This window comes from Noviherbaspirillum sp. UKPF54 (genome assembly GCF_007874125.1).
In the GTDB taxonomy this organism is placed as follows: Bacteria; Pseudomonadota; Gammaproteobacteria; order Burkholderiales; family Burkholderiaceae_D; genus Noviherbaspirillum.
Genome location: NZ_CP040128.1, coordinates 1,316,727 through 1,338,218, shown reverse-complemented (window position 1 = coordinate 1,338,218; position 21,492 = coordinate 1,316,727). Strand labels below are relative to the sequence as shown.

Annotated in this window: 18 protein-coding genes; 12 read left to right on the top strand and 6 right to left on the bottom strand. The window is 61.1% G+C overall.

Features of this window, described 5'->3' with window-relative positions:
• The first annotated feature begins 15 nt into the window (after positions 1-15).
• On the top strand, positions 16-762 hold the full coding sequence (locus tag FAY22_RS06275) for a pseudouridine synthase (protein WP_146329419.1): 747 nt from the start codon (positions 16-18) through the stop codon (positions 760-762).
• Positions 763-796: 34 nt separating this feature from the next.
• Here FAY22_RS06275 and def read toward each other — a convergent pair whose 3' ends face one another.
• From def to FAY22_RS06255, 4 genes are read right to left on the bottom strand one after another with little or no spacing between them, the layout of a single operon-like run.
• The gene (def, locus tag FAY22_RS06270) at positions 797-1,330 is read right to left on the bottom strand and encodes a peptide deformylase (protein WP_146329418.1); all 534 of its coding nucleotides are present in this window, start codon (positions 1,328-1,330) and stop codon (positions 797-799) included.
• Entirely contained in the window at positions 1,327-2,205 is an 879-nt protein-coding gene (galU, locus tag FAY22_RS06265) for a UTP--glucose-1-phosphate uridylyltransferase GalU (RefSeq protein ID WP_146329417.1), read from the bottom strand. Before galU ends, def begins: the two co-directional genes overlap by 4 nt.
• Positions 2,202-4,271 carry an NAD-dependent DNA ligase LigA gene (gene ligA / locus FAY22_RS06260; RefSeq protein WP_146329416.1) on the bottom strand — a complete coding sequence of 690 codons (2,070 nt, stop codon included), beginning with the start codon at positions 4,269-4,271 and terminating at the stop codon, positions 2,202-2,204. The genes galU and ligA overlap by 4 nt, the downstream gene beginning before the upstream one ends.
• A gap of 3 nt (positions 4,272-4,274) precedes the next feature.
• Complete coding sequence (locus FAY22_RS06255) at positions 4,275-5,357, bottom strand: cell division protein ZipA C-terminal FtsZ-binding domain-containing protein (protein WP_146329415.1); 1,083 nt, start codon at positions 5,355-5,357, stop codon at positions 4,275-4,277.
• 409 nt (positions 5,358-5,766) lie between these two features.
• Between FAY22_RS06255 and FAY22_RS06250 the strand changes: the two genes are divergently transcribed.
• Positions 5,767-6,138 carry a hypothetical protein gene (locus FAY22_RS06250; RefSeq protein WP_146329414.1) on the top strand — a complete coding sequence of 124 codons (372 nt, stop codon included), beginning with the start codon at positions 5,767-5,769 and terminating at the stop codon, positions 6,136-6,138.
• A gap of 70 nt (positions 6,139-6,208) precedes the next feature.
• Here the strand turns inward: FAY22_RS06250 and smc are convergent, their stop codons facing one another.
• The gene (gene smc, locus FAY22_RS06245; RefSeq protein ID WP_146329413.1) at positions 6,209-9,739 is read right to left on the bottom strand and encodes a chromosome segregation protein SMC; all 3,531 of its coding nucleotides are present in this window, start codon (positions 9,737-9,739) and stop codon (positions 6,209-6,211) included.
• Between the two features lie 186 nt (positions 9,740-9,925).
• Between smc and dapC the strand changes: the two genes are divergently transcribed.
• From dapC to alaC, 10 genes are all read left to right on the top strand, one after another.
• A complete protein-coding gene (dapC, locus tag FAY22_RS06240) occupies positions 9,926-11,134 on the top strand; it encodes a succinyldiaminopimelate transaminase (RefSeq protein WP_146329412.1) in 1,209 nt (402 codons plus the stop codon).
• 23 nt (positions 11,135-11,157) lie between these two features.
• Complete coding sequence (gene dapD / locus FAY22_RS06235; RefSeq protein ID WP_146329411.1) at positions 11,158-11,985, top strand: 2,3,4,5-tetrahydropyridine-2,6-dicarboxylate N-succinyltransferase; 828 nt, start codon at positions 11,158-11,160, stop codon at positions 11,983-11,985.
• Positions 11,986-12,093: 108 nt separating this feature from the next.
• Complete coding sequence (locus FAY22_RS06230; protein ID WP_146329410.1) at positions 12,094-13,227, top strand: PilT/PilU family type 4a pilus ATPase; 1,134 nt, start codon at positions 12,094-12,096, stop codon at positions 13,225-13,227.
• A 4-nt stretch (positions 13,228-13,231) separates the two neighbouring features.
• Positions 13,232-13,585, top strand: coding sequence for an ArsC family reductase (locus FAY22_RS06225; protein WP_146329409.1), 354 nt, complete (start codon positions 13,232-13,234; stop codon positions 13,583-13,585).
• A 3-nt stretch (positions 13,586-13,588) separates the two neighbouring features.
• Entirely contained in the window at positions 13,589-14,716 is a 1,128-nt protein-coding gene (dapE, locus tag FAY22_RS06220; RefSeq protein WP_146329408.1) for a succinyl-diaminopimelate desuccinylase, read from the top strand.
• Positions 14,717-14,779: 63 nt separating this feature from the next.
• Positions 14,780-15,664 (top strand): 50S ribosomal protein L3 N(5)-glutamine methyltransferase, encoded by an 885-nt coding sequence (prmB, locus tag FAY22_RS06215; RefSeq protein WP_146329407.1) that lies wholly within the window; start codon positions 14,780-14,782, stop codon positions 15,662-15,664.
• Positions 15,665-15,666: 2 nt separating this feature from the next.
• Positions 15,667-17,628: an ATP-binding cassette domain-containing protein gene (locus tag FAY22_RS06210; RefSeq protein ID WP_146329406.1), complete on the top strand. Its 1,962-nt coding sequence runs from the start codon at positions 15,667-15,669 to the stop codon at positions 17,626-17,628.
• 15 nt (positions 17,629-17,643) lie between these two features.
• Positions 17,644-18,732 carry a CaiB/BaiF CoA-transferase family protein gene (locus FAY22_RS06205; protein ID WP_146329405.1) on the top strand — a complete coding sequence of 363 codons (1,089 nt, stop codon included), beginning with the start codon at positions 17,644-17,646 and terminating at the stop codon, positions 18,730-18,732.
• Positions 18,733-18,742: 10 nt separating this feature from the next.
• Positions 18,743-19,594, top strand: a complete 852-nt coding sequence (locus tag FAY22_RS06200; RefSeq protein WP_146329404.1) for a Rossmann-like and DUF2520 domain-containing protein — start codon at positions 18,743-18,745, stop codon at positions 19,592-19,594.
• Between the two features lie 138 nt (positions 19,595-19,732).
• On the top strand, positions 19,733-20,944 hold the full coding sequence (gene alaC, locus FAY22_RS06195; protein ID WP_146329403.1) for an alanine transaminase: 1,212 nt from the start codon (positions 19,733-19,735) through the stop codon (positions 20,942-20,944).
• Between the two features lie 45 nt (positions 20,945-20,989).
• Here alaC and FAY22_RS06190 read toward each other — a convergent pair whose 3' ends face one another.
• Positions 20,990-21,337 carry a hypothetical protein gene (locus FAY22_RS06190; protein WP_146329402.1) on the bottom strand — a complete coding sequence of 116 codons (348 nt, stop codon included), beginning with the start codon at positions 21,335-21,337 and terminating at the stop codon, positions 20,990-20,992.
• Positions 21,338-21,492 lie beyond the last annotated feature (155 nt).

Genomic DNA, 21,492 nt, shown 5'->3' with positions numbered 1-21,492 from the left:
CCTCCCATTACTCCAATGACTGAACCCGTCCGCTTATCCAAACGCATGTCCGAACTTGGCCTGTGCTCGCGCCGCGAAGCCGATGAATGGATCGCGCGCGGCTGGGTACGGGTGGACGGCGCCATTGTTTCCGAACTAGGAAGCAAGGTGCTGCCGCACCAGCGCATCAGCGTGGAACGCCAGGCCAGCGCGCAGCAGGCGCGCCGCGTGACCGTCCTGCTTAACAAGCCGGTGGGTTACGTCAGCGGCCAGGCTGAAGACGGCTACAAGCCGGCGGTCACCCTGATCAATGCCGCAAGCCGCTGGAAGGAGGACAAGTCTCCGCTCCAGTTCCACCCCAGCCAGTTGCGCAGCCTGGTGCCGGCAGGCCGGCTCGACATCGATTCGGTCGGCCTGTTGGTGCTGACCCAGGATGGCCGCGTCGCGAAACAGTTGATCGGCGAAGACACGTCGATCGAAAAGGAATACCTGGTGCGCGTGCAGTACACGAAGCCAGGGCGCCTGCCGGACGCCAACCTGAGACTACTGAACCACGGCCTTTCACTCGACGGCAAGAAGCTCTTGCCCGCGAAAGTACGCTGGCAAAACGACGATCAATTGAGCTTCATTCTGCGCGAAGGGAAAAAGCGCCAGATACGCCGCATGTGCGAAGCGGTCGGCCTGAAAGTACTCGGACTAAAGCGCGTGCGCATCGGCCGCGTCGCGCTCGGCAACCTGCCGCCGGGCCAATGGCGCTACCTCGAAAACGACGAAAAGTTCTGACCCGTCCGGACGACTGCGGCTGAATTACCCCCGCTCAGTCGTCGCCAGCTTCAAGCTCGGGAAACAGCACGTCGGTAAAGCCGAAGCGCGAAAAGTCCTTGATCCTCATCGGATAAAGAATCCCGGCAAGATGGTCGCACTCGTGCTGGACGACACGCGAGTGAAAACCGTCCACGTCACGACTAATCGGCCGCCCGTACTGGTCGACGCCCTCGTAATGCAACGTGCGCCAGCGCGAGACCATTCCGCGCAAGCCCGGAACGGAAAGACATCCCTCCCAGCCATCTTCGACCTCGTCCGACAGCGGCTTGAGCAGCGGATTGATCAGGACCGTTTCCGGCACCGGAGGCGCATCCGGATAGCGCTGGTTTTGCCGGAACCCGAAAATGACCAGCTGCAAGTTCACCCCGATCTGGGGCGCGGCCAGTCCGGCGCCATTGGCCGCATGCATGGTATCGAACATATCCTCGATCAAGGCATCCAGCTCCGGCGTTCCGAATTGCGTGACCGGTTCAGCCTGCCGCAGTAGGCGCGCATCACCCATCTTGAGGATTTTCCTGACGCTCATCTCACTTGCCCGAGAAAACTCGAAAACGCCGCTCCCATTTCCGGGTGCTTCAATCCCATTGCCACGGTCGCCTGCAGATAGCCCAGCTTTGAACCGCAGTCATAGCGGCGTCCGTCGTAGCGATACGCCAGCACCGGATCCGTTTTCATCAATGCGGCGATGCCGTCGGTCAGCTGGATCTCGCCGCCCGCGCCCTTTCCAAGCCCTTCGAGATACGAAAAAATCCGATTATCGAGCACGTAGCGCCCGACCACCGCCAGCGTCGAAGGCGCGGCTTCCGGAGCCGGTTTTTCGACAATGCTGTTGACCCGCTCAAGGCGGCTCTTGAAGGGCGCGACACTGACGATGCCATATTGCCGCGTGTCGGCGCGCGGCACCTCGTGTACGGCCAGCAGGCTCGCGCCCTCGCGGCTATACAAGTCGGTCATCTGTGCCAGCACGGGCGCCTGGCCCGCCTCGACATCCATGAAGTCATCGGCCAGCAGCACGGCGAACGGTTCGTCGCCAATCACCGGACGGGCGCATAGCACCGCATGACCTAGGCCAAGCGGCGCGGACTGGCGAATATAGATGCAGTTGACGTTTTTCGGGATCGCATTGCGCACCACTTCGAGCAGCGCAGTCTTGCCAGCCGCCTCCAACTCCGCCTCCAGTTCGTAGGCAGTATCGAAATGATCCTCGATCGCGCGCTTGTTGCGGCCGGTGATGAACACCAGGTCCGTAATTCCTGCAGCGACAGCTTCTTCCACCGCATACTGGATCAACGGCTTGTCCACGATGGGCAGCATTTCCTTCGGTTGTGCCTTGGTAGCGGGCAAAAACCGGCTCCCCAGGCCGGCGACGGGGAAAACTGCTTTTCTTATTTTTATCGTCATTGCTGTTCCAGTAAATGAAGCAAGCCTGCTTCGTCGATAATCGTGATGCCAAGCTCCTGCGCCTTGACCAGCTTGCTGCCTGCTTCCTCGCCGGCCACCACGTAGCTGGTCTTCTTCGATACCGAGCCCGCGACCTTTCCGCCTGCGGACTCGATTTTCCCGGCCGCCTCATCCCGGGTCAGCGTCGGCAAAGTGCCGGTGAGAACGAATGTCTTGCCCTGCATCGGCCTGAGCACCTCCACCTTGCGCTCGCTTTCCGTCCAGTGAATACCGGCGGCACGCAGCTGCTCGATCAATTCCCTATTCATCGCCTCGGACAGGAAAGCCGTGATCGAGCGCGCCACCACCGGGCCGATGTCGGCCACCTCGAGCAGTTGTTCTTCCGACGCATTCAGCAGCGCATCCAGACTGCCGAAATGATGCGCCAATTCCTTTGCCGTCGCCTCGCCGACATGACGAATCCCCAATGCGTAGATGAAGCGCGCCAAGGTGGTCGATTTGGATTTTTCCAGCGCGTTGAGCACGTTTTGCGCCGACTTGTCGGCCATGCGATCCAGTTCAACCAGCGCGGTCAGCCCGAGCCTGTACAAGTCGGCTGCGGTGGTAACAATATGTTTATCGACCAGCTGTTCGATCAACTGCTCGCCAAACCCTTCGATATCCATCGCGCGGCGAGATACGAAGTGCAGTAAACCGCCCTTGCGCTGTGCCGCGCACTTGATCCATCCACCGGAACAGCGCGCAATGGCTTCCTCTTCCGGCCGGACGATGGGCGAGCCACAGACCGGGCATTGCACCGGCATCCTGAATTCGCGGGCATTATCCGGACGCAGTTCGGGAACATAGGCAACAACCTCCGGTATGACGTCGCCGGCACGCCGCACGATCGCGGTATCGCCAATCCGGATATCTTTGCGCCGGACCTCGTCCTCATTGTGCAGGGTGGCATTGGTCACGGTCACGCCGCCGACGAATATCGGAGCGAGCCGGGCCACTGGCGTAATCGCGCCAGTTCGCCCCACCTGAACGCCGATATCCTGCACGACAGTCATCGCTTCCTCGGCCGGAAATTTATGCGCGATCGCGAAACGCGGGGCGCGCGAGACGTAGCCAAGCTTCAGCTGATGCTCCAGCCGGTTGACCTTGTACACCACGCCGTCGATGTCATACGGCAGTTGTTGTCGTTTCGCGGCGATGCCATGAAAAAAATCGAGCAGCCCTTGCGCCCCCTTCACCACGGCGCGCTCCCGGCAGACTGGCAGTCCGAGGCTGCCATACCAATCGAGCAGCGCGGCATGCGAAGTCGGCATCGGCGCGCCTTCCAGCATGCCGATACCGTACGCGAAAAACCGCAGCGTGCGCTGTGCGGTAATGCGCGCGTCAAGTTGGCGCAGACTACCCGCCGCCGCATTACGCGGATTGACGAATTCCTTCTGTCCCGCCGTACGCTGGCGCTCGTTGAGCTTGGCGAAATCGGCCTTGTACATCAGCACTTCACCGCGTACGTCGAGTAGAGCGGGAGGCTGATCGGTATGCAGGCGCAATGGAACGGCGCGCACGGTACGAATGTTGGGCGTGACATTCTCGCCGGTCGCGCCGTCGCCCCGAGTTGCGGCCTGGGTCAGGACGCCATTCTCGTAGCGCAGGCTGATCGCCAGCCCGTCGAATTTCAGTTCCGTGGAATACTCCACCTCCTCCGCAATTTCAAGCCCTTCCCGCACGCGGCGATCGAATGCCACCGCGTCCTGTTCGTCAAACGCGTTGTTCAGCGAGAGCATCGGCGTCGAATGACGCACCTGGTCGAACTGTGGCAGCGGCTTGCCGCCTACCCGCTGGGTCGGGGAATCCGAGGTAATGAGGTCGGGATGCGCCTGCTCCAGCGCCACCAGTTCGCGGAACATCCTGTCATATTCCGCGTCGGGAATAGTCGGGTTGTCGAGAACATAGTACGCATGGCTATGCCGGTTCAGTTCGGTCTTGAGCCATGCGGCGCGTTCCTGCCAGTGGCTTGCTTCCGGATTCGGCGGGGAAGCGTCCTGGGGTATCGAAAATAAATCCGGTTGCATCGCTTAACTGAACAAACGCAGTGCCCTGGTCGAGCCCGCCGGGATAGTTGATGCATCCATCTGGCTATAGAACGCGTTGACCTGCTCGCCGATTTCAGACAGCGTCGCCTCTGAAAGCGCCTGGTTACCGTCGTCGACGACGGTTCCGTCGAGCCGCGCCGCGAGCATGCGCGCGCATGCGATCATCGCACCGAAGCCATCGCGCTGGGGGGCGACGCGCGGCACATCGAGCAGTAAGGTCAGGCGCGAAGTGATTTCCTCGGCCAGCGTAACATTGGTCGACAGCGAAAACAGGATGCCGCCCTCCCCGTCCGGCATGACCAACCGGCCGTCCGGACGCAGATCGAACCCCTGGCGCTCCAGCGCGCCCAGCAGCGTATTGATCGCCCATGCGGCGCCATTGGAATGGACATTGACGCTCAATTGCGCATCATATTCCGCGACGAACTGGTGCAGCGAGCGTGCTTTTTCCATGACTTCCGCCATGTCGGGCACATCGGGTTCGGCGTCCAGTTCGTCGGTGATCTGGCGTAGCCGCATGATCAATTCCGAATATTCGATTTCATTCAAGGCGCTGCTGCGATTCGCCAGTTGCACACCGGCGCGCAATCCGTAATAGATACCGCCGTGGGCAACCGGCTCCCAGACGCCGTCATCGCGCTGGCCGATGAAATGCACCGGTTTGCTGCCGACGTGACGCAGCGTTTGCAGCTTGGGCAAAAGCTTTTCCCCGCGCACCGGCGCATCCAGCGCGATCGGAATCACGCAATCGATCAAGTCATCGACTGGCAATTCGCGTTGAGGAACTTGCACCGCCGCCTGCACCTCGCCACTTTCGTCGATGGCAGCCGGCTCATCGTCCAACGCAATGTCGGGCACCTCGGCCTCGGGTTCCAAAGTCGGCTCATGCCGGGCGGCGCCAGTCTCGGAGACCGTTTCGGAACTCATCAACACATCATCGTGATCCGAAGAAAATGCCCGCTGCACGCTCTTCTTCGCCTTGTATTCCTGCCACTTGTTATAGGAAATTACGGCGGCCACGATAGTGCCGCCAATTGCCATCAGGCTTACCTGGAGGTCGGTCATGCCGCTTGCACCTTAGCGTAATGAATTGAAGCGCGCATCGCGCGGCTGGAGGGAAAGTGCACGCATTGCAGTGCTGCTGAAACAGAAGTCATTTACATCAATCCGATAAATACGGCCGGTACTTGTCTTCAACGAATGCCCCCACGAAAAGGAAATGGTTTAAGTAACGGCCAGCGTAAAGTTAGCAAGTTGAACAGTCTTGGTCAATGGACAACAAATACTTCAACGTTTATTCCAATAAGAAAATGATTCCAAGGGACTTGATCGTGTCGAAATCGCGAAAATCAGGCCGTTGACCGTTATCAATACAACCACAATCATGCCGCTAATAAAATAACAATACCTTCAGAGGCGCCGCTGGAGGGAGCAAACGAAATGTCTGTAACACATTCTTTCGTAGGGAGACCGCATGAATTTCGATTATGGAGCTGGCGCAGCATTGAATCACACTTCCACAGGGCCCGACACCCCGGCAAAGACCGAAGCGTACCAATCGAAAATCAACCGCGACAGAGCGACCATGAACAATTTATCCAGCACGAACCTTCGCACCGGCAAATCCAATTTGGACCTTTCCAATACGAAAGAATTCAAATTGCAGGAACTCGCCATGCTGTCGCTTTCACCGATCCTACGTTCGATCCATCACTGGTGGTTGCAGCGCGCAGAACGGCATTACCTGATTTGCGCCGATGTCGAACAACAGCGTGCGCGCGAAGCGCAGATGAACGTTGCGTACTATCAAAAACGCGCCGCACTCGCTCGCTCCGCCCGCCTCTGAACCTCGTTTCACTCGATGAAAGGCGCACCTGCCTGCGGGCGCCTTCCTTTCCTCCGCATCCACCTTCCTGTTACGCAACCTGGGCTTCGGCCGCAAAGTTCGCCGCCGCTTCCATATCGACTGCCACGATACGCGATACACCCTGCTCCTGCATCGTAACGCCGATTAATTGCTGTGCCATTTCCATGGCAATCTTGTTATGCGAGATGAACAGGAACTGGGTTTGCGACGACATGCGCTTAACCATGTTGCAGAAGCGTTCGGTATTTGCATCATCGAGCGGAGCATCCACTTCATCGAGCAGACAAAACGGTGCCGGATTGAGCTGGAACATCGAGAACACCAGCGCGGTTGCAGTCAATGCCTTTTCGCCGCCAGACAGCAGGTGAATCGTTGCATTTTTCTTTCCAGGCGGCTGCGCCATCACCTGAACGCCAGAATCAAGAATTTCTTCCCCAGTCATGATCAGCTTCGCATTACCCCCGCCGAACAGCACCGGGAACAGCTCGCCGAAATGCTTGTTGACCTTGTCGAAGGTATCTTGCAACAGCTCGCGGGTTTCCTTATCAATCTTGTTGATCGCGTCTTCCAGCGTCCCGATCGCTTCAGTCAGGTCGGCATGCTGCGCATCCAGGAAATTCTTGCGTTCGCGGGCCTGCGCCAACTCTTCCAGCGCCGCAAGATTAACGGCGCCCAAGGCCGCGATGGCATTGGTCAGCCGCGTCACCTCGCCTTGCAAATAAGACGGCTTCATGTCGACATTCAGCTTTTCGGCAAGAGCCGCTTCGTCCGCCTGCGCCTCCAGCAACTGCTGCGCATATTGTTCCTGATTCAGGCGCGCCGCCTGCTCCTTCAACTGCAGCTCCATGATTCGGTCGCGCTGCGGCTGCAGGCTGCGTTCTGACTGCATGCGCGCTTCCTCGGTATGGCGCAGCTTCTGTGTCAGCTGATCCAATTCATGGCGCGCATCCGCCAACGCGCGCTCCTGCTCGGAACGTTTTTCCAGGAGAGTTTGCAGGCCGGCTTGCGCCGCCTGATCATCCAGGCTTTCCAGCTCGAGATTCCCCTGCTGCATGCTTGCGAATAACTGCGCCGACTGCTCGGACGCGGTTGCGATACTTCGCTTCAATTCCTCTATCTTGTTGCGATGGGATTTCTCGGCAAATTCCGCTTCCTGCGCGCCACGTTCCAGCTCGCGCAAGCGCTGGCGCGCATCATTGAGCTGCTGCTCCTTGGCCAGGTAATCGGTCTGGCCGTTTTCATGCCGTTCCTGCAACTCCGCCAGCTCGATGTCCAGCTGCTCGAACTTTGCCTCGGATTCCGCCTTGATTTGCTGCTGCTCTGCTTCTTGCGCGGCAATCTCTGCAAGATCCGCTTCAATTTGCGTATTGCGCTGATTGAAGCGCTCCTGCACCTCGGAAAGCTTCATCGCTTCAAGCTGCAGGCTGTGCACGGTCTGCGTCAAGGCTGTGACGCGCTGACGTAACTCTTGCAAGCGCTGCATGGCCTGCGACAAGGCTGCTTCCGCGCGTACGGCGCGGGACTTTGCCTCGTCGGCCAGCATCTGCTGCGCGCGCAACTGCTTGGTAATGTTTTCGATTTCCTGCTGGCGCGCCAGCATGCCGTCCTGCTCCGAGTCGGAAGCATAGAAGCGCACGCTTGATTTCTCGATCAAATGCCCCTGGCGCGTGACGAAACAGCCGCCGACCGGCAGCTTGCCGCGATCGAGGAAGGCCGCGTTGACGTCATCGGCGGCAAACACGTTGTGCAGCCAATCCTGCAGCAGCGCACGCAAGCCGGGATCGTTCAGGTGCAACAGACTCAGGAATGGCTTCAGCCCGGCCGGACCGTCGGCATGCGCCGCGCTAGCTGCACTGTTTAACGAAAACAGGGCGAGCTTGGCCGGCGGCGCATCGTTGAAGAAACCCTTGGCCCAGTCGAGATTGGACATCTCCAAGGCAGAAGTTCGCTCCCGCAGCACGGATTCCAGCGCGGTTTCCCAACCCTGGTCGATGTGCAGCTTCTGCCACAGGCGCGGCAGCTCGCCGAGTTCATGCTTCTTGAGCCAGGGTTGAACCTTGCCCTGGGTTTGCACATTTTCCTGCAGCTGTCGCAAGGCGGCCAGGCGGGCCTCGAGCTGTGCGTTATTCGCGGTTTCCGTGTTCAGCTGCGCCTGGGCGGCGCGACGTTCTTCCTCGAGCTTCGGCTGCTGCTCCTGCGCCGCTTCCAGCTGTTCTCGCGCCTCTTCCAACGCGGCTTGCTTTTCCTCGAGCTGCATTTTCAGGTTGGACAAATGCGCGGTATCCGGCATCAGCATGCCATTTTTTTCCTGCGACAGGCGCTCGCGCCGCGAAGCCAGATTGGAGAGAATGCCGGAGGCATTGCGCTGGTGAGCGGATTCCAGCTCGATCTGCTGCTGGACCTGCATGATCTTGCCGCGTGACTCGGTCGCCTTCAACTGCGCTTCGCGCCATGCCTGTTCGAGCGCAGGCAGGTTGTCATTCTGATTCTGGGCGGCCTGCTGCGCCTGCTCGACACGCATGGCGTGTTCTTCCAGGCGCATTTCGGCCTCGGCCAAGTCGTCCTGGAACTGCTGGCCTTGGCGCTGCCACTGGTCGCGTTGCGCGGTCAGCGAATTGAGCTGGGCCTGCAACCGGTTGCGCGATTCGATCACAAACCTGATCTGCGCCTCCAGGCTGCCGATCTCGGAATTGGTCTGGTACAGGTGGCCTTGCGCCTGATGCATGCGGTCGCCGGCGGCATAATGCGCTTGGCGCATGTGCTCCAGCTCGGTCTCGACATGGCGCAGCTTGGCAGTCTGCTCTTCCAGGTCGAGCTGCGCCTTTTCGATGTCGCGGAAGAATTTATCCTGCTCCGCCTTCGCCTCGTTCTTTCGCAGCAGCCACAGCAGCTTTTGCTTTTCGTCCTGGTCGGCCTGCAATTCGTGGAATTTCTGCGCAACCGCCGCCTGCACTTCCAGCTTGTCGAGATTGGCATTCAGTTCGCGCAGGATGTCCTCGACCCGGGTCAGGTTCTCGCGCGTATCGTGCAGCCGGTTTTCGGTCTCGCGGCGGCGTTCCTTGTACTTGGACACGCCCGCGGCTTCTTCCAGGAAAATCCGCAAGTCTTCCGGGCGCGCTTCAATGATGCGCGAAATCATGCCTTGACCGATGATCGCGTAAGCGCGCGGTCCCAGGCCAGTACCGAGAAAGATGTCCTGGATATCACGGCGGCGCACCGCCTGGTTATTGATGTAGTAGCTCGACGTGCCGTCGCGCGTCAGCACGCGCTTGACGGCAATTTCGGCATACTGGCTCCATTGGCCGGCGGCACGGCCATCGCTGTTATCGAACACCAGCTCGACCGATGCACGTCCGGCTGGCTTGCGCGCTGTGGAACCGTTGAAGATTACGTCCTGCATCGATTCGCCGCGCAATTCCGACGCCTTGGATTCGCCCAACACCCAGCGCACCGCGTCCATAATGTTGGATTTGCCGCAGCCGTTTGGTCCCACCACGCCCACCAGCTGGCCCGGGACCTGGAAATTAGTGGGATCCACGAAAGACTTGAATCCCGATAATTTAATGGAATTTAGACGCACGTTATCGACTGTTCTACACTAAAGGAAGCAAGCAGCGGCCTTCGCCGCGCGAAAGGGCCTTATCATAACATTTCGAGTCTGCGCCTCATTACTTTCCGCTCAGTAATCACGGGCCAATGGCATGAACGGTATAATGCCGCCTTTAGCGATTTTGCACTCCGATCCACTCCTTCCGCGTCCGCCCAAGTGAATCCGCTCCTCGACAAGCTTCAGCCCTATCCATTTGAAAAGCTGCGACTTTTGTTTTCCGGCATTACGCCGAATTCGGCCTACTCGCCGATCAGTCTCGGCATCGGCGAACCCAAGCATCCGACGCCGGCATTCATTCAAAAGGCGCTGGCTGACGGTTTGAGCAATGGATTGGCAAGTTATCCGGCGACGGCTGGCTCGGAAGCGTTGCGCGCTGCCATAGCCGACTGGATTGAGCGACGTTATGGCTTACCCCCACTCAACCCGGCAACGCAAATTCTCCCCGTAAATGGTTCGCGCGAAGCCTTGTTCGCGCTGGCGCAAACGGTGATCGATCCCAGCCGGGGTGATGCGCTGGTGATGAGCCCGAACCCGTTCTACCAGATCTACGAAGGCGCGGCCTACCTGGCCGGCGCCCAACCGTATTTCGTCAACTCCGATCCGGCGCTGAACTTCGCACCGGACTACAAGAGCGTTCCGGCCGACGTGTGGCCGCGCGTGCAGTTGCTGTATCTCTGCTCCCCAGGCAATCCGACCGGCGCCGTGCTGACCTTGGAAAACTGGAAGGAATTGTTCGAATTATCCGATCGCTACGGTTTCGTGATCGCCGCCGACGAATGCTATTCGGAGATTTACTTCAAGGAAGACGCCCCGCTGGGCGGGCTGGAAGCGGCGCACAAGCTTGGCAGAACCGGCTACCCGCGCCTGATCGCTTTCTCCAGCCTGTCCAAGCGCTCCAACGTGCCGGGCATGCGCTCCGGTTTCGTCGCCGGCGATGCGGAAGTGATGAAGAAATTCCTGCTGTACCGTACCTATCACGGCAGCGCGATGAGCCCGGCAATCCAGGCTGCCTCCGTGGCGGCATGGAACGACGAACAGCACGTCGCGGAGAACCGCGCCAAGTACATCGCGAAATTCAAACAGATCACACCCATGCTGCAGGAAGTGCTGGACGTGCAGTTACCCGACGCCGGTTTTTACCTGTGGGCGAAGGTCGATCAGCGTGTAGCGATTTCGGACACGGAATTCGCGAAGCGCCTGTATGCCGAATATAATGTGACCGTATTGCCGGGAAGCTATCTCGCGCGCGAAGCACATGGCATCAACCCCGGCCGCAACCGCATCCGCATGGCGCTGGTGGCTGAAGTGGAAGAATGCCTGGAAGCCGCCAGCCGCATCGTCGAATTCACTAAGAAATTATCGTAATCCACCAACTTCAGAGCATCCAGATGACTCAACAACTCCAACAGATCATTGACCAGGCGTGGGAAGACCGTGCCAATTTCTCCCCCAAGTCCGCCCCGGCCGAGGTGCGCGACGCGGTAGCGCACGTGCTGGCCCAACTCGATGCCGGCACGCTGCGCGTGGCGCAAAAAGAAGGCGGCGACTGGACTGTCAACCAGTGGGTCAAAAAGGCCGTGCTGTTGTCGTTCCGCCTGGAAGACAACCTGCCTATGCCAGCCGGTGGCAGCATGCAGTTCTACGACAAGGTGCCCACCAAGTTCGCCAACTACACCGCCGACGACTTCGCCAAGGGCGGCTTCCGCGTGGTGCCACCAGCAGTGGCGCGACGCGGCAGCTTCATCGCCAAGAACGTGGTGCTGATGCCGTCGTACGTCAACATCGGCGCCTACGTCGATGAAGGCACGATGGTCGACACCTGGGCCACCGTCGGCTCCTGCGCGCAGATCGGCAAGAACGTGCACCTGTCCGGCGGCGTCGGCATCGGCGGCGTGCTGGAGCCGATGCAGGCCAATCCGACCATCATCGAGGACAACTGTTTCATCGGCGCCCGCTCCGAAATCGTGGAAGGCGTGATCGTCGAGGAAAACTCGGTGATCTCGATGGGCGTGTACATCGGCCAGTCGACCAAGATCTATGACCGCGCCACCGGCGAAGTCAGCTATGGCCGCATTCCGGCCGGCTCGGTGGTGGTGTCGGGGAGCCTGCCCTCCGCCGACGGCAAGTACAGCCTGTACTGCGCGGTGATCGTCAAGCGCGTCGATGCCAAGACGCGCGCCAAGACCGGCATCAACGAGCTGCTGCGCGAAGCGTAACCTGTCGGCGTTGCGCACGCCGTCCCCCCTCCCTCGCAAGCGCGCGAGGGGAGCCTCAAAACTGGAGCGGCCCGCAGCCGTTCCAATGGCTAAACAACGGAGAGCATCATGGCAATGGACCGTCTGTTCCAGCTGATGAAGGACAAAAAGGCGTCGGACCTGTTCATGGCCGTGAACTCCCCGATCCACATCAAGATCAACGGCCATCTGCTCCCCGTCAACCAGCAGAAGATGGACAACCCGACCATCCGGAACCTGCTGGCCGAAGTCGTCCCCGCGCCGCAGCTGCAGATCCTGGACACGCACAACGAGCTCAACATGGGCATCCCGGTGCCGGGCGTCGGCAGTTTCCGCTTGTCGGCGTTCCGCCAGCGCGGCTCCGTGTCTGCCGTCTTTCGCTACATCCCCGGCAATATTCCGCGCCTGGCCGACCTGAACCTGCCGCCGGTGCTGGCCGAGATCATCATGGAAAAGCGTGGACTGGTCCTGGTCGTGGGCGCGACCGGCTCCGGCAAATCGACCACGATCGCCTCCATGCTCGACCATCGCAACGCGAGCAAGACCGGCCACATCCTGACGCTGGAAGATCCGATCGAATTCCTGTTCACCAACAAGAAATCCATCGTCAACCAGCGCGAAATCGGCACCGATGCGGAAAGTCTGCAGATCGCGCTGAAGAATGCACTGCGCCAGGCACCGGACTGCATCCTGATCGGCGAAATCCGCGACAAGGAAACCATGGGCGCCGCGCTGGCCTATGCGCAATCCGGCCACCTCGTGCTCGCAACCCTGCATGCGAACAACAGCTACCAGGCGCTCAACCGCATCATCAATTTCTATCCGATCGAAACCCGCACCTCGCTCCTGCCCGACCTCGCCGCGACCGTCAAGGCGGTGATTTCGCAGCGCCTCGTGCAGGCGAAGGACGGCGGCCGCCGCGCGGCAATCGAAATACTGCTCAATACCCGTCATGTGGCCGAACTGATCGAGCAAGGCGATATCTCGCAGATCAAGGAAGCGATCGAGAAAAGCATGGCACCCGGCTCGCAGACCTTCGAGCAGGCGCTGATGCAGATGATCCAGGACGATGTCGTCACGCAGGAAGAAGCCCTCGCCAACGCCGACTCGGCCAGCAACCTGTACTGGCTGATCAACAATGCGCAAGGCAAGCAGGCGCCGCCGGAACCCGAGGAAAAGAAAGACGAAGGCCCGACCTTCACCGAATTCACCCTGAACGTCTGACAGCATGACTGCAACCCTCTTCGGCATCCCGAACTGCGACACCGTCAAGAAAGCAAGAACCTGGCTCGACCGCAACGGCGTTGCGTACACCTTCCACGACTTCAAGAAGGCCGGGCTCAGCCGCGCGCAGATCGACGCGTGGCTGTCGCACGTTTCATGGGAAATGCTGGTCAACCGCAAGGGCACGACATGGCGCGCCCTGAGCGACGAACGCAAGGCAGCCATCGCCGATGCCGGCAGCGCCACCGACCTGATGCTGGAGTCGCCGTCGGTTATCAAGCGACCGGTACTCGTCCTTGGCGCCAGTACGCATGTCGGCTTTTCCGAGGGCGCCTACCAACAGATTTTCAAGAAATAAGCCATGAGTAAAACGCTTGCCCTCACGGAAGAACTGATCGCCCTCTCCTCCGTGACGCCGGACGACAAGGGCTGCCAGCGCCGGCTGATGGAACTGCTGTCTCCGCTCGGATTTCAATGCGAGAGCGTGGAGTCCGGCAATGTGACGAACCTCTGGGCGCGCCGGGGCACCACGCAGCCGCTGGTCGTCTTTGCCGGGCATACCGATGTCGTGCCGACCGGACCGCTCGACCAGTGGCATTCCGACCCGTTCGTGCCCACCCGGCGCGACGGCAAGCTGTACGGCCGCGGCGCGGCCGACATGAAAACGTCGATTGCCGCAATGGTGGTCGCAGTCGAAGAATTCGTCGGCAACCATCCGGACCACAAGGGCTCGATCGGTTTTCTGATCACGAGCGACGAGGAAGGCCCGGCCATCGATGGCACCGTGATCGTGTGCGACATGCTCAAGGCACGCGGCGAGCAGCTCGACTACTGCATCGTCGGCGAGCCGACCTCTTCCGACCAGTTGGGCGACGTGATCAAGAACGGCCGGCGCGGTTCGCTGTCCGGGAGGTTGACCATCAAGGGCGTGCAGGGCCACATCGCCTATCCGCACCTGGCGAAGAACCCGATCCACCTGGCCGCCCCCGCGCTGGCGGAGCTGGCGGCGGAGCACTGGGACAACGGCAACGAATACTACTCGCCAACCTCCTGGCAGATGTCCAATATCCATGCAGGCACCGGCGCGACCAACGTGATTCCGGGCGAAGTCGTGGTCGATTTCAATTTCCGTTTTTCCACCGCGAGCGCGGTCGAAGACTTGCAACAGCGCGTGCACGCGATCCTGGACAAGCATGATTTCGACTACGGCATCGAGTGGACCGTCGGCGGCCGCCCTTTCCTCACGCCGCGCGGGGCGCTGTGCGACGCGATGACCGAGGCGATCAAGTCGGAAACCGGGATCGATGCCGAGCTGTCGACCACCGGCGGCACCTCGGACGGGCGCTTCATCGCCCAGATCTGCCCGCAGGTGATCGAGTTCGGCCCGCCCAACGGCAGCATCCACAAGATCGACGAGCATATCGAACTGCGCTTCATCGATCCGCTCAAGAACATCTACCGGCGCGCCCTGGAAAACCTGCTGCGTTAACCTTCCGATTTCCCCGCGCCTGGGCGCGGGGAAATCGCCGCACATCCCACACGAATATACTCCATGACTCCAGAAAATTTTTCCACGATCCGCGACCTGCTGCGATACGCAGTCACCCGCTTCAACCGCGCCCAGCTATTCTTCGGCCACGGCAGCAGCAATGCATTCGATGAAGCCGCCTACCTGATCCTGCATACACTCAAGCTCCCGCTCGACAAGCTCGATCCATTCCTCGACGCGCGCCTTCTGCCGGACGAGGTCAGCGCGGTGCTCAAGGCGCTAGAACGGCGCGCGACCGAACGCGTACCCGCCGCCTACATCACGAACGAAGCCTGGCTCGGGGATTACCGTTTCTACGTGGACGAGCGCACGATCGTGCCGCGCTCCTTCATCGCGGAACTGATCCCCGACCAGTTCGCGCCCTGGGTGGAAGATGCCGACGGCGTCGCCAACATCCTTGAACTGTGCACCGGTTCGGGCTGCCTGCCGATCATGCTGGCCGACGCCTTTCCCAACGCACAGGTAGATGCAGTGGATATCTCGCCGGACGCCCTGGCGGTAGCGCGGCGCAACGTCGACGACTATCACCTGCAGGACCGCATCACGCTGATCGAGTCGGACCTGTACGCCAACGTCCCGAAAAAGAAATACGACCTGATCGTCACCAACCCGCCGTACGTGAACTCCGGCTCGATGGACAAGCTGCCGCAGGAATACCTGCGCGAGCCAAGAATCGCGCTGGCAGGCGGCGCCGACGGCATGGACCTGGTGCGCAGAATCGTGGCCGGCGCCGGAGAACGTCTGACCAAGGAAGGCGTGCTGGTGGTGGAAATAGGTAACGAACGGGAATTCGCGGAAGCGGCATTTTCCGACCTCGAGCTGACCTGGCTGTCGACTTCCGCCGGCGACGACATGGTGTTTCTCGTCACCGCCGATCAGTTGAAATAACGATGATACGTTTTCTTCAAGTCAGTTTGACCCGCGGCGTCAAGCCGCTGCTCGACAGCGTCGACCTGACGCTCAATCCGGGCGAAAAGGCCGGCCTGATCGGCGCCAATGGCGCCGGCAAGTCGAGCCTGTTCGCCATGTTGCGCGGCGAACTGCACGCCGACCAGGGCGAGCTCGGTTTTCCGGCGAAGTGGCGCATGGCTTACGTCGCCCAGGAGACGCCGGCGCTCGACCGTCCGGCGATCGAATATGCGATCGACGGCGACACCCATCTGCGCCACCTGCAGGCGGAACTGGCGGAGCTGGAAGCCCATCCGGACCATGCCGCCAGCGGCACCCGCATCGCGGAACTGCACGCAGCGCTGGCCGACGCGGACGCCTACACGGTGCGTTCGCGCGCGGAACAGCTGCTCACCGGCCTGGGCTTCACCCAGGAACAGATGCAGCAGCCGGTGGCCAGCTTTTCCGGCGGCTGGCGCATGCGCCTGAACCTGGCGCAGGCGCTGATGTGCCCGTCCGACCTGCTGCTGCTGGACGAGCCGACCAACCACCTCGACCTTGACGCCATCATCTGGCTGGAAGATTGGCTCAAGCGCTATCCGGGTACGCTGATCATCATTTCGCACGACCGCGATTTCCTTGACGGCGTGGTGAACGTGATCGTCCATATCGACGAACGCAAGCTCAAGCGATATTCCGGCAACTACTCGGCATTCGAGCGCCAGCGCGCGGCGCAGATCGCGCTGACCCAGGCAGCCTACGAAAAGCAGGCACGGCAGCGCGCCCACCTGCAATCCTTCATCGACCGCTTCAAGGCCAAGGCCACCAAGGCGCGCCAGGCGCAAAGCCGCATGAAGATGCTGGCGAAGATGGAGGAAATCGCTCCCTTGCAGGCCGCCGCCGAGTTTTCGTTCGAATTCCGTGAACCGTTGAGCGCGCCCAACCCGCTGCTGGTGATGGAAGACGTCGATGCCGGTTACCGCACCGAAGGCGGCGACAAGACCATCGTATCCGGAATTAATTTCTCGCTGCAGACCGGCCAGCGCATCGGCCTGCTGGGCGTGAACGGTGCCGGCAAATCGACCCTCGTCAAAACCATCGCCGGCGAACTGAAGCCGCTGGCGGGCGACGCACGACTCGGCAAAGGACTGGTGATCGGCTATTTCGCGCAGCACCAGGTCGAAATGCTGCGGCACGACGAATCGCCGCTATGGCATCTGGCGCGCATTGCGCCGAACGTGCGAGAACAGGAGCTGCGCAATTTCCTGGGTGGCTTCAATTTCGGTGGGGATATGGTGACCAGCAAGATCGCGCCATTCTCCGGCGGCGAAAAGGCGCGCCTGGCACTGGCGCTGATCGTCTGGCAGCGCCCCAACCTGCTGCTGCTGGACGAGCCGACCAACCACCTCGACCTGGAAACGCGCGAGGCGCTGACGATGGCGCTGGCGCAGTTCGAGGGCACGCTGGTGCTGGTGTCGCACGACCGCCACCTGCTGCGCGCCACCACCGACCAGTTCATGATCGTGGCCGACGGCAAGCTGCAGCCGTTCGACGGCGATCTCGACGATTACCGCGACTGGCTGTTCAAGACCAAGCTCGGCAAAACGGATACGCCCTCTTCCGCTTCGGAAGCACCCGAGAAGCCTTCCGCCGCCGCGGCATCGGAATCGCGCGAAGACCGCCAGGAGCGGCGCCGGCTGGAAGCCGAAGAACGCCAGCGCATGTCCGCGCTGAAAAAGCCGATCGAAGCGCGCATCAAGCGCCTCGACGAGCAGATGGCGAAGCTCAATGCCCGCAAGGCCGAAGTCGATGCACGGCTGGCCGAACCGTCCATCTATGACGACGCCAACAAGGAAGAGCTGAAAACCCTGATCCTCGACCAGGCCTACCTGGCCAGGGAACTGGAACAGCTCGAGACCGAATGGCTGGAGAAGCAGGAAGCGCTGGAACAGCTCACCGCCTGACCTGAAGGAGGACGCATGAATCAACCGATCAACAAGCCGCTGCAAGGCATCCGCGTGCTGGACCTGACGCGGCTGCTGCCCGGCCCGATGGCAACCCTGCATCTAGCCGACTTGGGTGCCGAGGTCATCAAGATCGAAGATCCCGGCGCCGGCGACTATGCGCGCACGATGGGCCCGGTGCGCCATGAAGTGTCGCAATTTTTTGTCGCGGTCAATCGCGGCAAGCAGTTCATGCGCCTCGACCTGAAGAAAGAGGAACAGCGCGAAGAGTTCCTCAAACTGGCCGAGGCCGCCGACGTGGTCGTGGAAAGTTTTCGGCCCGGGGTGATGGACAAGCTCGGCGTCGGCTGGGAAGTACTGAAGCGCCGCAACCCGCGACTGGTAATGTGTGCCATTTCCGGCTATGGCCAGGACGGGCCACTGGCGCAGATGGCCGGCCATGACATCAACTATATCGGGCTGGCCGGCATGCTGGAGCAGAACGTCGGGCCCGACGGCGTTCCCGCCCTGTCCAACCTGCAGGTTGGCGACCTTCTCGGCGGCGCACAAGCCGCCGTGCAAGGCATTCTCGCCGCCCTGCTCGGCGTGAAGATGAACGGCTGCGGCCGCTTCATCGACGTGTCGATGACCGATGCCGTATTTGTGCACAACATCATGCCGCTGGTCGCGGTCAACAACTTCGGCCGGACCGCTGTGCCCGGACGCGACCTGCTGACCGGCGGCGTTCCCTGCTATAACGTCTATCGCACCGGCGACGGCCGCTTCATGGCGGTCGGCGCGCTCGAACTGAAATTCTGGGAATCGTGCTGCGACGTGCTGCAACGGCCCGACCTCAAGACAAGGCACTGGAGCCTTGGCCAGGAAGTCGGCGGCACCGATGCCATGGCGGTCAAGGCCGAACTCGACGCGATCTTCGCGCAGCACAGCCTCGCAACATGGACCGAACGATTCGCAGGCGTCGATTGCTGCGTGACGCCGATCCTGCGCATGGACGAAGCCATCGCTCATCCGCTGTTCCAGGCGCGCGCCATGGCCGTGCCAGAAACCCATCCGACCGAAGGCCGCTATTGGGCGAGCGGGCCCGCGGTGAAGTTCAAGCCTTAGGCGAGCGGACATGAAAACAGGCGCGTCCCCGAAAACTCTCAACATCATTGGTTGCGGCAAGGTCGGCAAGACCCTGGCGCGCCTGTGGGCGCAACGATCGACGTTCATCGTCCAGGACATACTTAACCGCACGCCTGACAGCGCGCGGAAGGCGGCGGCATTCATCGGCGCCGGCCATGCCGTCGACGATTACGCCGGCCTGCGCGCCGCCGACGTCTGCCTGATCGCCGCGACGGACGACCAGATCGCGGCGTGCTGCGAGCAGCTCGCCCATGCCGGCCAGCTGGGGCCAAGCACCATCGTCTTCCATTGCAGCGGAGCGCTACCTTCGTCTGTGCTGCAGGCCGCCGTGCAGTGCGGGGCGTCGGTCGCGAGCATTCATCCGATCCGCAGCTTTGCCGACCCGGCGCAGGCGGCAGCCGCTTTCGACGGCACCTATTGCGGAGCAGAAGGCGATACGCAGGCGCTTGAGGCGCTCAACGACGCCTTCAGCGCAATCGGCGCACGCATCGTGCCGATTCATTCGGACGGCAAGATTCTGTATCACTCCGCAGCGGTTTTCGCATGCAACTACCTGGTCACGCTGCTCGACGTTGCGCTGCAGGCTTACCAACAGTCGGGCGTTCCACAGGAAGTGGCGTTACGCCTGATGGAACCACTGGTGCGCGGAACGATAGACAACGTTTTCAAGGCGGGCACCGTCAATGCTCTTACCGGCCCGATTGCCCGCGGCGACCTGGCAACGACCGCGAAGCAGGCGCACGCCGTCGCAGATTGGTGCGCGGATTACGGCAAGCTGTACGAGCAATTCGTCGCGCTGACGAAGGAGCTTGCCGCGCGCCGCAACGACGCGGACACCTGAGCCCCCCGTCATTACGTTACACCGGTTGCCGGCACTGCAATCCTTGGCTAGAATCAAGCCAGAAACCGCTTCATCCTACGGAGCAAAGCCGGTTTCAACGTCGCTCGGACGGTTCCGGGCGCTTACGTAAAAATTCACATGACACAATCCCGAAGCCCGCGCCGCTTTGCGCGCATCGATCGCCTTCCCCCTTACGTTTTCAACATCACGGCCGAACTGAAGATGGCAGCCCGCCGTCGCGGCGAGGACATCATCGACATGTCGATGGGTAATCCCGATGGCCCGACGCCGCCGCACATCGTCGAAAAGCTGGTCGAGGTCGCCAGGCAGCCCGACACGCACGGCTACTCGGCCTCCAAGGGCATTCCGCGCCTGCGCCGCGCCATCGCGCGCTGGTACAAGACGCGCTATGCGGTGGAGATCGACCCGGACAGCGAAGCGATCGTAACGATCGGCTCGAAGGAAGGCCTGGCGCACCTGATGCTCGCCACGTTGGATCGCGGCGACACGGTGCTGGTGCCCAATCCGAGCTACCCGATCCACATCTACGGCGCGGTGATCGCCGGCGCCGACATCCGCTCCGTGCGCATGAGCCCGGGCGTCGATTTTTTCGCCGAGCTGGAGCGCGCCATCCGCGAAAGCTATCCGAAACCGAAGATGATGATCTTCGGCTTTCCCTCCAATCCGACGGCGCAATGCGTGGAGCTCGATTTTTTCGAGCGCGTGGTCAAGCTCGCCAAAGAGCATGACATCCTGGTCGTGCATGACCTGGCATATGCCGATATCGTGTTCGACGGATGGACGGCGCCATCCATCATGCAGGTGCCGGGCGCGCGCGACGTGGCCGTGGAATTCTTCACGCTGTCGAAGAGCTATAACATGGCCGGCTGGCGCATCGGATTCATGGTCGGCAACAAGGAGCTGGTGGCGGCGTTGGCGCGCATCAAGAGCTATCACGACTATGGCAGCTTCACGCCGGTGCAGGTGGCCGCGATCGCGGCGCTGGAAGGCGATCAGACCTGCGTGCAGGAGATCCGCGCAAAGTACCAGAGCCGGCGCGATGTGCTCGTCAAGGGCTTGCACGAAGCGGGCTGGGATGTGGACCTGCCGAAGGCCTCGATGTACATCTGGGCACGGATTCCGGAACCGTACCTGCATCTCGGTTCGCTGGAATTTGCAAAACAATTGCTGGCCAAGGCGACAGTCTGCGTTTCGCCGGGTATCGGCTTCGGCGAATATGGTGACGAGTATGTGCGCTTTGCGCTGATCGAGAACGAGGCGCGCATCCGCCAGGCGATTCGCGGGATCAAGGCCATGTTCCGCGAAGACAGTCTCGTCCATCGCGATTGAACGGCGCGCGGCTGGCTCGGTGAGAGCCGTCGCGCCCCCTGCGGCCTATCTTTGTTTGGGCGTGTAAATGTCGTGCCCGGCTTCGTCGATCTGGCGGCGCAGCGTGCGGCGCTCTTCCGGGGACATTCTTCCCTGCCGGCGCGCATTTTCCTGTGCGCCGGAGCCGCTGTCGCCCTGTGCGGTATAGCCGCTGGTTTCCGGCAGGCCCACCAAGCGGCCGCGACGCTGCTCGGGCTGGCGCTGCTCGGCTTGCTCGGCGCCCTGCAAATTGCGGTCGAGGACAGCGTTCTGCAGGAATGCGCGCTCGGCACGACCGAACATGCCCGGTGCGGCAGCCACTTGCGCCGCGCCGGAAACCAATAACAGAAAGAAGCCTAAGTGTGTGAGCCGCATGTCTCGCCGCTAATCCAAAAACTGCCTGCCCGCCGGTGTTGGAATCCATGTCTTGCCGCGTCTTGAGCTAGACTTCGCATAGCGGTTAAGCTTGAACAGTGATCCCAGTGTATGTCGCATCATGCGATGCGATAACCTGTTTAAGGTAAAGTTTG